At 71.8% G+C, this 13143-nt stretch carries 12 protein-coding genes and 1 tRNA gene; 11 read left to right on the top strand and 2 right to left on the bottom strand.

Annotated features, from left to right (window positions below; all coding sequences use genetic code 11):
• The first annotated feature begins 17 nt into the window (after positions 1-17).
• The 11 genes from ACIRG9_RS29735 (at position 18) to ACIRG9_RS29685 (ending at position 11425) form a co-directional block, all read left to right on the top strand.
• On the top strand, positions 18-1775 hold the full coding sequence (locus tag ACIRG9_RS29735; protein WP_402863182.1) for a CTP synthase: 1758 nt from the start codon (positions 18-20) through the stop codon (positions 1773-1775).
• 85 nt (positions 1776-1860) lie between these two features.
• A complete protein-coding gene (locus tag ACIRG9_RS29730) occupies positions 1861-2466 on the top strand; it encodes an NUDIX domain-containing protein (protein WP_402863179.1) in 606 nt (201 codons plus the stop codon).
• A gap of 241 nt (positions 2467-2707) precedes the next feature.
• Positions 2708-3823 (top strand): alanine dehydrogenase, encoded by a 1116-nt coding sequence (gene ald / locus ACIRG9_RS29725; protein ID WP_402863176.1) that lies wholly within the window; start codon positions 2708-2710, stop codon positions 3821-3823.
• Between the two features lie 10 nt (positions 3824-3833).
• A complete protein-coding gene (locus ACIRG9_RS29720; RefSeq protein WP_402863233.1) occupies positions 3834-4826 on the top strand; it encodes a site-specific tyrosine recombinase XerD in 993 nt (330 codons plus the stop codon).
• A gap of 192 nt (positions 4827-5018) precedes the next feature.
• Positions 5019-5942: a ParA family protein gene (locus ACIRG9_RS29715; RefSeq protein ID WP_402863173.1), complete on the top strand. Its 924-nt coding sequence runs from the start codon at positions 5019-5021 to the stop codon at positions 5940-5942.
• Between the two features lie 41 nt (positions 5943-5983).
• A complete protein-coding gene (locus ACIRG9_RS29710; RefSeq protein ID WP_402863170.1) occupies positions 5984-7006 on the top strand; it encodes a segregation and condensation protein A in 1023 nt (340 codons plus the stop codon).
• A complete protein-coding gene (gene scpB, locus ACIRG9_RS29705) occupies positions 6999-8147 on the top strand; it encodes an SMC-Scp complex subunit ScpB (RefSeq protein WP_402863167.1) in 1149 nt (382 codons plus the stop codon). The genes ACIRG9_RS29710 and scpB overlap by 8 nt, the downstream gene beginning before the upstream one ends.
• Positions 8134-8904 carry a pseudouridine synthase gene (locus ACIRG9_RS29700; RefSeq protein ID WP_402863164.1) on the top strand — a complete coding sequence of 257 codons (771 nt, stop codon included), beginning with the start codon at positions 8134-8136 and terminating at the stop codon, positions 8902-8904. Before scpB ends, ACIRG9_RS29700 begins: the two co-directional genes overlap by 14 nt.
• 232 nt (positions 8905-9136) lie before the next feature.
• Positions 9137-9817 carry a (d)CMP kinase gene (cmk, locus tag ACIRG9_RS29695; RefSeq protein ID WP_402863161.1) on the top strand — a complete coding sequence of 227 codons (681 nt, stop codon included), beginning with the start codon at positions 9137-9139 and terminating at the stop codon, positions 9815-9817.
• Positions 9814-11220, top strand: a complete 1407-nt coding sequence (gene der, locus ACIRG9_RS29690; RefSeq protein ID WP_402863157.1) for a ribosome biogenesis GTPase Der — start codon at positions 9814-9816, stop codon at positions 11218-11220. The genes cmk and der overlap by 4 nt, the downstream gene beginning before the upstream one ends.
• 131 nt (positions 11221-11351) lie before the next feature.
• Positions 11352-11425 (top strand) — tRNA-Pro (locus ACIRG9_RS29685).
• A gap of 82 nt (positions 11426-11507) precedes the next feature.
• Here ACIRG9_RS29685 and xerC read toward each other — a convergent pair.
• Positions 11508-12713, bottom strand: a complete 1206-nt coding sequence (xerC, locus tag ACIRG9_RS29680; protein WP_402863154.1) for a tyrosine recombinase XerC — start codon at positions 12711-12713, stop codon at positions 11508-11510.
• Complete coding sequence (locus ACIRG9_RS29675; RefSeq protein ID WP_402863230.1) at positions 12713-12895, bottom strand: helix-turn-helix transcriptional regulator; 183 nt, start codon at positions 12893-12895, stop codon at positions 12713-12715. The genes xerC and ACIRG9_RS29675 overlap by 1 nt, the downstream gene beginning before the upstream one ends.
• Positions 12896-13143 lie beyond the last annotated feature (248 nt).

Raw genomic sequence — 13143 nt, 5'->3', positions numbered from 1 at the left:
CGACACGGGAGCAGGCCTTGGCCCCTTCAGCACGGACGACCAGGCACATTTTCGTCACCGGGGGCGTCGCCTCCTCGCTGGGTAAGGGCCTCACCGCCTCCAGCCTCGGCACCCTGCTGACCGCGCGCGGGCTGCGCGTGGTGATGCAGAAGCTCGACCCGTACCTCAACGTCGACCCGGGAACGATGAACCCGTTCCAGCACGGCGAGGTCTTCGTCACCGAGGACGGCGCCGAGACCGACCTCGACGTCGGCCACTACGAGCGGTTCCTGGACCGCGACCTGTCCGGCAAGGCGAACGTCACCACCGGGCAGATCTACTCGGCGGTGATCGCCAAGGAGCGGCGCGGCGAGTACCTGGGCGACACCGTCCAGGTCATCCCGCACATCACCAACGAGATCAAGTCGCGGATCCTGGGCATGGGCGAGCCGGACGCCGAGGGCCAGGTCCCCGACGTGGTGATCACCGAGGTCGGCGGCACGGTCGGCGACATCGAGTCGCTGCCGTTCCTGGAGGCGATCCGTCAGGTCCGCCACGATCTGGGCCGGGACAACTGCTTCTACCTGCACGTGTCGCTGGTGCCCTATCTGGCGCCGTCGGGTGAGCTGAAGACCAAGCCGACGCAGCACTCCGTGGCGCAGCTGCGCAGCATCGGCATCCAGCCGGACGCCCTGGTGCTGCGCTGCGACCGGGACATCCCGGACAAGGTCAAGGAGAAGCTCTCCCTCTACTGCGACGTGGACCGGGAGGCGGTCACCGCCGCCCCGGACGCGCCGAGCATCTACGACATCCCGAAGGTGCTGCACCGGGAGGGCCTCGACGCGTACGTGGTGCGCCGGCTGGGCGTGTCCTTCCGGGACGTGGACTGGTCCCGCTGGGACGACCTGCTGGAGCGGGTGCACCAGCCCCGCCACACGGTGACCGTGGCGCTGGTCGGCAAGTACGTCGACCTGCCCGACGCGTACCTGTCGGTGAGCGAGGCGATCCGGGCCGCCGGCTTCGGCCACCGGGCCCGGGTGCAGCTGCGTTGGGTGCCCAGCGACGACTGCGTCACCCCGGCCGGCGCGGCGGCTGCCCTGGCCGGCGTGGACGGCATCGTCATTCCGGGCGGTTTCGGCGTACGCGGCATCGAGGGCAAGATCGGCACCGTCCGGTACGCCCGGGAGAACGGCGTCCCGCTGCTCGGTCTCTGCCTCGGCCTGCAGTGCATGACCATCGAGGTGGCCCGCCACCTGGCCGGCCTCGACGGGGCGAACTCGCTGGAGTTCGACGAGGAGGCCAAGCACCCGGTGATCGCCACGATGGCCGACCAGGAGGACATCGTCGCCGGCAAGGGCGACCTGGGCGGCACCATGCGGCTCGGGGCGTACCCGGCGAAGCTGGCCGAGGGCTCGCTGGTCGCCGAGGCGTACGGCAGCACCGAGATCAGCGAGCGGCACCGGCACCGGTACGAGGTGAACAACGCCTACCGCGATCAGCTCACCAAGGCCGGCCTGAGCATCTCGGGCACCTCGCCGGACGGCCGGCTGGTCGAGTTCGTCGAGCTGGACCGGAAGCTGCACCCGTTCTTCGTGGCCACCCAGGCGCACCCGGAGCTGAAGAGCCGGCCGACCCGCCCGCACCCGCTGTTCGCCGCGTTCGTCCAGGCCGCCGTCGCGTACTCCCAGGCCGACCAGCTGCCGGTCGACCTGGCGACCGCCCCGCCGGAGGCCGCGGCCGCGAAGGCGAGCCGCAACGGCGCCGCCACCGCGGCGAAGGCGACGTCCGCGTCGTGAGCGAGCGGAGTGAGCGGAGTGAGCGAACCATGAGGCTCAGTAGCGTGGCGCCTCGCACCGCCGCGGAGCGAAGCGAGGTGGCGGCGTGAGCGCGGTGGAGCACCGGTACGAGGTGACCGGCCACCGGGAGATCTGGTCCGGCCGGATCTTCTCGGTGGTCAGCGACGACGTCACCATGCCCGGCGGCGGCACCGCTTCCCGGGACTACGTCCGGCACGTCGGCGCGGTGGCCGTGGTGGCGCTGGACGACGCGGGACAGGTGGTGCTGATCCGGCAGTACCGGCATCCGGTCGGCCGGCACCTGTGGGAGTTGCCGGCCGGGCTGACGGACGTCAGCGGCGAGGACCTGGCCGCCGCCGCGGCCCGGGAACTGGCCGAGGAGGCCGACCTGACCGCCGGCACCATCGACATCCTGGTCGACCTGCACAGCTCGCCGGGCTTCTCGGACGAGGCGGTCCGGGTCTTCCTGGCCCGCGACCTCGCCGACGTGCCTGTCGAGCAGCGGCACGACCGGCGCGACGAGGAGGCCGACCTGCAGGTCGTCCGGGTCGACCTGGACGAGGCGGTCGGGATGGTCCTGGCGGGGGAGATCACCAACGCCGCCTGCGTGGCCGGGCTGTTGGCCGCCGCCCGGGCGCGGGAGACCGGCTTCACCGAGCTGCGCCGGCCGGAGGCCCCGCTGCCCCGCTGAGCGGGCGGCGGCGACGCGAGGGCCGCGCGGGGTGAGTCACGCGCGGCCCGGTCGCCGTCCGGCCGGTTCGTGCCTGACACATCGTCAGGATGAACGGGCACCGGATGTCACTGTGTTGGCCTCCGGGGACTTCCCGCGCGCCTAGACTGCCGCCGGCGGGACCGGTGGACCGGGTCGGCAAAGGGGCCGCTGCGGCACCGGGCATTCGGGGACCAGCACCCCGGAGGAAGGTGACTGCATCGTGAAGGTCGGAATCCCCCGCGAGGTCAAGAACCACGAGTACCGGGTCGCGATCACGCCCGCTGGCATCAACGAGTTCACCCGCCACGGCCACGAGGTCTTCGTCGAGTCCGGCGCGGGCGTCGGCTCCACCATCCCCGACGAGGAGTTCGCCGCCGCCGGCGCAAAGATCCTCGCCAGTGCGGACGAGGTCTGGGACGCCGCCGACCTGGTACTCAAGGTCAAGGAGCCGGTCGCCGAGGAGTACCACCGGATGCGTGCGGGGCAGGTGCTCTTCACCTACCTGCATCTGGCCGCCTCCCGCGACTGCACCGAGGCGCTGCTCGACCGCGAGGTCACCGGCATCGCCTACGAGACCGTCGAACTGCCCGACCGATCGCTGCCGCTGCTCGCCCCGATGTCCGAGGTGGCCGGTCGACTCGCCCCGCAGGTGGGCGCCTTCTACATGATGCGTACCGGTGGTGGGCGCGGCGTGCTGCCCGGCGGCGTCTCCGGCGTCTACGCCGCCAAGACGGTGGTCATCGGCGCCGGCGTCTCCGGCATGAACGCCGCCGCGATCGCGCTCGGCATGCAGTCGGAGGTGCTGCTGCTGGACAAGAACGTCGCCCGGCTGCGCCAGGCCGACGCCATCTATCGTGGCCACCTGCAGACCGTCGCCTCCAACGCGTACGAGATCGAGCGGGCCGTGCTCGACGCGGACCTGGTCATCGGCGCCGTGCTGGTGCCGGGCGCGAAGGCGCCGAAGCTCGTCTCCAACGAGCTGGTGTCCCGGATGAAGCCGGGCAGCGTGCTCGTCGACATCGCCATCGACCAGGGCGGCTGCTTCGAGGACTCACGCCCCACCACCCACGCCGACCCGGTCTACAAGGTGCACGAGTCGATCTTCTACTGTGTGGCGAACATGCCCGGGGCGGTGCCGAACACCAGCACCCACGCCCTGACCAACGTCACCCTGCCGTACGCCCTCGAACTGGCCAACCACGGCTGGCGCCAGGCGCTGCGCAACGACCCGGCCCTGGCGCTGGGCCTGAACACCCACGCCGGCAAGGTCGTCTACGGCCCGGTCGCCGAGGCGCACGACATGGACGTGCTGCCGCTGGCCGAGGCGCTGGCGTGAGGGGCACAACCTGACCGCCGCAGCGTCCAGGGCCGGCCCGGACGTGGAGCCCGCGCCGGCCCTGCGCCGTGCCGTCCGGGGCTACCTGGATCACCTCACCGTCGAGCGTGGCCTCTCCGCGAACACCCTCGCCTCGTACCGTCGCGACCTCGACCGCTACCTGGCCACCCTGGCCGCGGCCAGGGTGAGTGACCTGGCCGCCGTCGGGTCCGCCGAGGTCGAGGGACACCTGGCCCGGCTGCGCGCCGGCGACGCCGACCACCCGCCGCTGGCGGTGTCGTCGGCGGCCCGCGCCGCCAGCGCCGTCCGCGGCCTGCACCGCTTCGCGCTGCGCGAAGGGCTGGCCGGCGCCGACCCCAGCCGCGACGTCCGCCCGCCCACCCCGCCGCGCCGGCTGCCCCGGGCGCTGCCGGTCGACGACGTCATCCGGTTGCTGGAGGCCGCCGGCCCGGGCGCCGGCACCGGCGACGCGGCGCCCCGCGCGCTGCGCGACCGGGCGCTGCTGGAGTTCCTGTACGGCACCGGCGCGCGCATCTCCGAGGCGGTCGGCGCCGCGGTCGACGACCTGGACGTGGACGAGGGAACCGTGCTGCTGCGCGGCAAGGGCGGCCGGACCCGGCTCGTGCCGGTCGGCGGGTACGCCGTCGAGGCGCTGCGCGCCTGGCTGGTACGCGGACGTCCGGCCCTGCTCGCCGCCGGCCGGGGCACCCCGACGGTCTTCGTCAACGCCCGTGGCGCCCCGCTGACCCGGCAGGGCGCCTGGACCGTCCTGCGTGGCGCCGGCGAGCGGGCCGGCCTGCCGGTGGCCGGACCCGACGCGGTCTCCCCGCACACCCTGCGCCACTCGTACGCCACCCACCTGCTCGACGGCGGCGCCGACGTCCGGGTGGTGCAGGAACTGCTCGGCCACGCCTCGGTGACCACCACCCAGGTCTACACGTTGGTCACGGTGGAGCGGCTGCGCGAGGTGTACGCCACCGCCCACCCACGTGCCCGCGGCTGACCTCTTCGGACGACCCACGGGAGCAGGGCGGGCCGACACGCCGACCCGGTACCGAACGCGCTGCTGGCACGTGGCGTACAGTCGGCATGGCGTGGACCTCATGGGGCGACGAACCGGGGGTACGCAGCGGCGCCGCGAGGGACGTCGGACGGCTCCGACACCGGGTGGTCGTCGGGAGGGGGCAACGAGGACATGGCAGGCAACGAGGATCGTGCCGAGACCTGGACGTCGGAGCTCCGTGAGCAGCAGGCGTCGCTCGGCGCCGACCTCGGCCCCGCCGACCCGGCCGCCTACACGATGCGCAAGCCGATCCCGGAGCCGATGCCCACCGACCGGCACGGTCCGGCGCGGATCATCGCGATGGCCAACCAGAAGGGTGGCGTCGGTAAGACCACGACCACCATCAATCTGGGTGCTGCGCTCGCCGAGTACGGCCGCAAGGTGCTGCTGGTCGACTTCGACCCGCAGGGCGCGCTCTCCGTCGGCCTGGGCGTGAACCCGCACAACCTCGACCTGTCGGTCTACAACCTCCTCATGCAGGACGACGTCACCGCCGACGACGTGCTGATCAAGACCGACGTCGCCGGGCTGCACCTGCTGCCGGCCAACATCGACCTCTCCGCCGCCGAGATCCAGCTGGTCAACGAGGTCGCCCGCGAGATGGCCCTGGCCCGCGTGCTCAAATCGGTCCGCAAGGAGTACGACTACATCCTGATCGACTGCCAGCCCTCGCTGGGCCTGCTGGCGATCAACGCGCTGACCGTGGCGCACGGCGTGCTCATCCCGCTGGAGTGCGAGTTCTTCAGCCTGCGCGGGGTCGCGCTGCTGCTGGACACCATCGACAAGGTGCGCGAGCGGCTCAACTTCGACCTGGAACTCGAAGGCATCCTCGCCACCATGTACGACAGCCGCACCACCCACTGCCGCCAGGTGCTCCAGCGGGTGGTGGAGGCGTTCGGCGACAAGGTCTACCAGACCGTGATCACCAAGACCGTGAAGTTCCCCGAGTCGACGGTCGCCGGCGCCCCGATCACCACCCTCGACCCGGCCTCCTCCGGCGCCCGCAACTACCGCCAGCTGGCCCGCGAGGTGATCGCCGCCCAGACCGAACGGTAGGTCGAACGCCGGATGTCCTGGCCGTGGACTACGGTTCTCCGGTGACCGCACCGCCCCTCGACCCGACCGCCGCCCCGCGCCGCGCCGCCGATCCGGCGACCGCCGCGGAGGCTGACGGCGTCGTTCCGGCGGCACCCACCGAGCCGGCCGCAGAGGTCGACGGCGTCGTCCCGGCCGACCCCGCCGAGGACTCCGGCAGGTTCACCGTACGGCTGGACAACTTCACCGGCCCGTTCGACCTGCTGCTGCAGCTCATCAGCAAGCACAAGCTCGACGTCACCGAGGTGGCCCTGCACAAGGTCACCGACGAGTTCATCGCGTACCTCCGGGCCATGGGCGACCAGTGGGACCTGGACGAGACCAGCGAGTTCCTGCTGGTCGCCGCCACCCTGCTCGACCTGAAGGCGGCCCGGCTGCTGCCCGCCGCCGAGGTGGAGGACGAGGAGGACCTCGCCCTCCTGGAAGCCCGGGACCTGCTCTTCGCCCGGCTGCTGCAATACAAGGCGTACAAGGAGGCGGCGGCGCACCTGGCCGAGCTGGAGGCGGTCGGCGGCCGGCGCTATCCGCGCGCGGTCACCCTGGAACCCCGGTACGCCGAGGCCCTGCCAGACCTGGTGCTCGGCATCGGCCCCGAGCGGCTGCTCAAGCTGGCGCTGAAGGCGATGATCCCGAAGCCGGTGCCCGAGGTGTCCATCGCGCACGTGCACATGGTCCGGGTCAGCGTCCGGGAGCACGCGGAGATCATCTCTGTCCGGCTGCGCCGCGCCGGCACGGCCACCTTCTCGCTGCTCTGCGCCGACTGCGAGATCACCCTGGAGGTGGTGGCCCGCTTCCTGGCCCTGCTGGAGCTCTACCGGCAGGGGCTGGTCGCCTTCGTCCAGGAGCAGGCCCTGGAGGAGCTGACCGTCCGGTGGACCGGCCCCACCGACGGCGACACCGAGCTGACCATCGACGAATACGCCGGCTCCCCCGAGCCGGCCGCCCCGGCGGCGCCCAGCGGCGGCGGCACAGCGGCGCCCAGCGGCGGCGACACGGCAACCACGCGGGAGGGATCCGATGAGTGACGAGGAGCGCCGCGACTCGCTGGCCGACCAGGCCGCCGCCTGGGTCCCGCCGTGGCAGCGCCCCGCACCCGCACCCGCGCCCGAGCGCCCTGAGCCGGAGTTGGAGCCGGAGCCCGAGTCCGCTGGGCCGGCCTCGCCCACCACCGTGCCCGAGCCCACCGTGCCTGAGCCCGCTGCTGGGCCGGGCTCGCCCACGTCCGTGCCCGAGCCCGCCGCGGAAGGGCAGCCGGCGTCCGACCCCGCCCCGGAACCCGCTCCCGACGCCGAGCCCGACCCCACCTTGGAACCCGTTCCCGACGCCCGGCCCGAGCCCGCGGCAGATTTTGGAAGCGAAGGGCCCCCGGAGGGGCCTACTTCTTCCAAGATCTTCACCGTCGCCGAGACGGATCCGCAGGCGGCTCCGGATCTTGGTGCCGAAGCGCCCCTGGAGGAGCCGAACGCGGCCAAGATCCCCGAGGAGAGCAGCGGGGTCGGGACGGGGTCGGCGGAGACGGCCGAAGCCGACGAGTCGGCGGCGCAGGGGGACGAGGGCGGCGTACCCGCGAAGCGGGGGCGACGCCGGGCGGCGGCCCCGCCGGAGCCGGCGCCCGAGTTGTCCGACGCGGAACTGCGTGGGGCGCTGGAGGCGATCCTGCTGGTGGTGGACCAGCCGGTCAGCGAGCTGACCCTGGCCCAGGTGCTGGAGCAGTCCCCGGAACGGATCGGCCCGATGCTCGACGACATCGCGGCCGGCTACACCGCCGCCGGGCACGGCTTCGAGCTGCGCCGGGCCGCCGGAGGCTGGCGGCTTTACACCCGCCCGGAATACGCCAGCTACGTGGAGCGGTTCGTGCTGGACGGGCAGTCCGTGCGGCTCACCCAGGCAGCGCTGGAAACCCTGGCCGTGGTCGCCTACAAGCAGCCGGTGACCCGGTCGCGGATCTCCGCGATCCGGGGTGTCAACTGCGACGGGGTGCTCCGTACCCTGGTTTCCCGTGGCCTGGTCGAGGAGTGCGGCACCGAACCGGACAGCGGTGCGTTTCTCTACCGGACCACCATCATGTTCCTGGAGAAGTTGGGGCTCAACTCGGTGGACGACCTGCCGCCGCTGGCCCCCTTCCTGCCCGACGACGTAGAAGAGCTTGCCGATGCGACGCGATGAACGTGCCCCGATGCCCGACGCCCCCGTGTACGACAGCGCCGAACGCCTGCAGAAGGTGCTCGCCGCCGCCGGCGTGGGATCGCGGCGCGCCTGCGAGGATCTGATCTTCCGGCGTCGGGTCACCGTCAACGGCCGGGTCGCCCAGCTCGGCGACAAGGCCGACCCGAGCCGCGACGTGATCCACGTCGACGGCGAGCGGCTGCAGGCCGACACCCGCCTGGTCTACCTGGCCATGAACAAGCCCCGGGGCGTCGTCTCCACGATGGCGGACGAGAAGGGCCGCGCCGCGCTGTCGGACTTCCTCGGCAACCGGGTGGAGCAGCGGGTCTACCACGTCGGGCGGCTCGACGCGGACAGCGAGGGCCTGCTGCTGCTCACCAACGACGGCACCCTCGCCCACCGGCTCATGCACCCGTCGTACGGGGTGTCGAAGACGTACCTCTGCGAGGTGGCCGGGCCGATCCCGCGCAACCTGGGCAAGCGGCTCGCGGCGGGCGTCGAGCTGGAGGACGGGCCGGTGCAGGTCAACTCGTTCAAGGTGGTGGGCACCCTGGGCAAGACCGCCCAGGTGGAGCTGACCCTGCACGAAGGGCGCAAGCACATCGTCCGGCGGGTGCTGGCCGAGGTCGGCCACCCGGTGAGCCGGCTGGTGCGTACCTCGATCGGGCCGATCCGCCTCGGCGACCTGCGCGCCGGGCGGACCCGGCGGCTCACGAACGCCGAGGTCGCCGCTCTGTTCAAGGCGGTGGGTGACTGACCGGTCGTTCCGGGGTACGCGTCCCGGTAGGCTTCCTCGCGGCCGGTGACGGCTCCGGGTCGTGACGCGTCGAGCCGGAGTTGTCGGGGCGGCCCGCAGGGGTGTCGCGGGTCGCGCCCGGTGACGTCGCCGCGCGGGCCCGCCACGGCCGCGGGCATCATTGACGAGGACAACCGCTCAACGGCGCCGGAAACACCGGCGGCCCGCGAGGTACGGGCTGAGGAGGCACACGGTGGGGGAGAACGAACGGACCGGGCGGTGCGTGGTCGCGGTGGACGGGCCATCCGGTTCGGGCAAGTCCACCGTCTCACGGCGGCTCGCCGTCCACGTCGGGGCCCGCTACCTCGACACCGGCGCGATGTACCGGGCGCTCACCTGGGCGGTGCTGCGCTCCGGCGTCGACCTGACCGACACCGAGTCGGTGGCCAAGGTGGCCAGCGAGGTCGACCTGCACATCGGCACCGACCCCGAGGGGTACGGCGTGACCGCTGACGGTGTCGACGTGGCGAAGGACATCCGTGGTCCCGAGGTGACCGGAGCGGTCTCCGCCGTGGCCGCCGTACCGGCCGTCCGCGAGCTGCTGGTCGACCGGCAGCGCCAGATGATCGCGAACGCCGGCCGAATCGTGGTCGAGGGCCGTGACATCGGCTCGGTGGTGGCCCCGGACGCCGACCTGAAGGTCTACCTGACCGCCTCGGCGACGGCTCGCGCCCAGCGGCGCAGCGCCGAGGACGCCGCCGACGTCGCCGCGACCGCCGCCGACCTGGCCCGCCGCGACAAGTTCGACTCGACCCGCAAGGTCAACCCGCTTCAGCAGGCCCCGGACGCGGTCGAGCTGGACACCACCGAGCTGGGCATCGACGAGGTCGTCGCCCGGCTGCGCGAGCTGCTCACCGAGCGAGGCGTGGCATGACCGAGACGAGTGACGGCTGGGTGGAGTTGCGCGATCCGCAGCTCGACGTCGAGGAGCCGGCCGGCCCGCAGCCGGTGGTGGCCGTGGTCGGCCGGCCGAACGTGGGCAAGTCGACGCTGGTCAACCGGATCATCGGCCGCCGGCAGGCGGTCGTCGAGGACATTCCGGGCGTGACCCGCGACCGGGTCCCGTATGACGCGCAGTGGAACGGCCGGGCGTTCACCGTGGTGGACACCGGCGGCTGGGAACCCGACGCGAAAGACCGCGCGGCGGCGATCGCCGCGCAGGCCGAGACTGCCGTCACCACCGCTGACGTGGTGCTCTTCGTGGTCGACGCGATGGTCGGCTCGACCGATGTGGACGAGGCCGCGGTGAAGATGCTGCGCCGCAGCGCCAAGCCGGTGATCCTGGTGGCGAACAAGGCCGACAACGCCACCATCGAGATGGAGGCGACCGCGCTCTGGTCGCTCGGCCTTGGTGAGCCGTTCCCGGTCTCCGCGTTGCACGGCCGCGGCTCCGGCGACCTCCTCGACGCCATCATGCACGCCATGCCCGAGGCCCCGAAGCTGGTGGAACACCGCCCCCGCGGCCCGCGCCGGGTGGCCCTGGTGGGCCGGCCCAACGTCGGCAAGTCCAGCCTGCTCAACCGCTTCTCCGGCGAGGAACGGGCAGTGGTCGACTCGATCGCCGGCACCACCGTCGACCCGGTCGACAGCCTGGCGGAGATCGGCGGGGAGACCTGGCAGCTGGTGGACACCGCCGGCCTGCGCAAGCGGGTGGGCAAGGCCAGCGGCACCGAGTACTACGCCAGCCTGCGTACCGCCTCTGCGATCGAGGCGGCCGAGGTGGCCGTGGTACTCCTCGACGCCAGCGAAGTGATCAGCGAGCAGGACCAGCGGATCCTCAGCATGGTCGTGGAGGCCGGCCGAGCCCTGGTCATCGCGTTCAACAAGTGGGACCTGGTCGACGCCGACCGCCGCTTCTACCTGGACAAGGAGATCGACCGGGAGTTGCGCCGCATTCCCTGGGCGATCCGGCTCAACCTGTCGGCGAAGACCGGCCGGGCGGTCGACAAGCTCGCCCCGGCTCTGCACAAGGCCCTGGCGAGCTGGGAGACGCGCATCCCCACCGCGCAGCTCAACCAGTGGCTCACCGCACTGGTACAGGCCACCCCGCACCCGGTACGCGGCGGTCGCGCGCCGCGCATCCTCTTCGCCACGCAGGCCGGGGCGGCCCCGCCGCGCTTCGTGCTGTTCACCACCGGCCCGCTGGACGCCGGCTACCAGCGCTTCGTCGAGCGCAAGCTCCGCGAGGAGTTCGGCTTCGAGGGCACGCCGATCGAGATCTCGGTACGCCCGCGCAAGAAGGTCGGCCCGGGCGGGCGCGGCAAGGCTCACGGCTGACCCTGCTCGCCTCCGCCGGGTACGGCCTCCGTCAGGGGAGGCCGCGCTCGGCGGGGGAGGGGGCTGTGCGCAGCGCGAAGATCCTGCGCTAAGCTGTACCGGCTGCCGCAGGGGAAACCCGGCGGGAGCATCGGGACGTGGCGCAGTTTGGTAGCGCACTTGACTGGGGGTCAAGGGGTCGTCGGTTCAAATCCGGCCGTCCCGACAGCATGAGAAAGGCCGTTGACCGGAGCGTATGCCCTGGTCAACGGCCTTTCTGCTGTGCTGAAACGGTGGGAGTTTGCGATCTAGACTGCGCGTAGCTGGGGACCATCTGGGGACCGGCGGGCCTTCAGGTGGGCGCTCAGCGCCGCTCCCGCGTCCGTGATCGACTGCCGGTCCGGGTGTAGGTACCGCTGGGTTGTGGTCAGCTGTCCGTGTCCGGCGATCTTCCGTAGGACGTGCACCGGCACGCCTGCGTCGGCCATCCAGGTCAGCCCGGTGTGCCGTAGGTCGTGCCGGCGCAGATGTTCGTATCCCAGCTTGGTGACCACCTCATCCCAGTGCGTCGCGTCCCGCAGTACGGCTGTGCTGATTCGGCCACCGCGCGGCCCGGTGAACAGCCGTGCCTCGGGCGTGGCCACCGCGTCCAGGCGGTGCGCCACGATCGGCCGTACCTCGTCGATCAGTGGCACTATGCGTGCCCGCTTTCCCTTGGTGCCCTTGTCGATCAGCCCTCCGGGGCTGGTTGTGGTCTGCCGGCGTACCGTCCACATCCACGATGCCCGGTCGATGTCCTCAGCCCGTACGCCGGAGACTTCCCCGATTCGTGCCGCTGTGCACGCCGCGAATATCACCACATGGGCCCACCCGGTGAAGCCGTTCGCGGACCGTTCGACCAGCGCATCGGCAAGAGTGGCCAGCGACTCCCAGTCAGGCAGCGCCAGCGAGCGGGGATCGTCCAACTCGTCTTCGGCCCGCTGATACTCGCGTTGCCACCCGGAGACCCGCGCCGGGTTGTGCTGGATGATGCCGTCGCGCACGGCCTGCTCCATTACGCGGACCAGCACGGCAAGGCTGTTCTTCACCGTGGATCGGCTGCATTCGTCGGCAATCCAGGAGTGAACAGCCCGGTCAACCGCGCCGTTGGTAATCATGCGAACGGGAATGTGACCGAGCGTCGGAACTACGCGCTTGCGCCAACCCGCCAGGTAGGGATCAAGCGTCTTACGCTCTAGGCCGCGCAGGGCTAGCGGCATTACGCTCTCGCCATATTCCGTCAGGCGCTTGGTGGCGGCGAGCGGGTCAACGCCACCCTGCGCCGCGCTGACCATTCCGTCGATCCAGGCCTGTGCCTCTTCCGGCGTGGCGACCGTTGCTGACTTGGACAGCCGCCGATTGCTTGTCGGGTCGGTCCATCTGACTCGTGCACGGTAGGGATGGTCGCGGCCCGGCCGGAACTCAACGTCAGTGGCCAGCCGCACGCCGATCGGCGGTTGCTGAGGTGCCGCCATCAGGCTGCCTGCCGGCAGACGCGGCGGGCGGACAGCCAGCGCTCTACGTCGGCCGTCGCGTACTTCACCACCCGGTCGGAGATCTGGATGAACGGCGGCCCCTGGAAGGGAGGCGCGGTGCGCCAACGCCGGATGGTCGACGGGTCGACGTCGAGCAGCTCGGCAAGCTCCTCGGTGGACATGAACGGCTTGGGGAAGAGGCGGATGACGTTGTCTCCTTCCTGGGTGGCGGTCGCGTCTGCTGGCTGATTCTGCGGCACGAGTCGCACGGTGAGCGCCTTTCCGGGTGGGGGCGGGTCCTGTGCTGGGTGGAAGGGTGGCGCTCCCTGCGGGCGTTTAGGCGGCCCGCTGAGAGCGCCGTGGAGCCAAGATCTTCGATGGATTGGTGTGATGGGATGCGCTGGAGTGTCTGTGTGGCTCTGAGCGGGCC

It is taken from the genome of Micromonospora sp. NPDC093277 (assembly GCF_044765245.1).
Classification (GTDB): domain Bacteria; phylum Actinomycetota; class Actinomycetes; order Mycobacteriales; family Micromonosporaceae; genus Micromonospora.
Note: the sequence above shows the minus strand (reverse complement) of the source record. Positions and strands in the feature narration are given on the sequence as shown.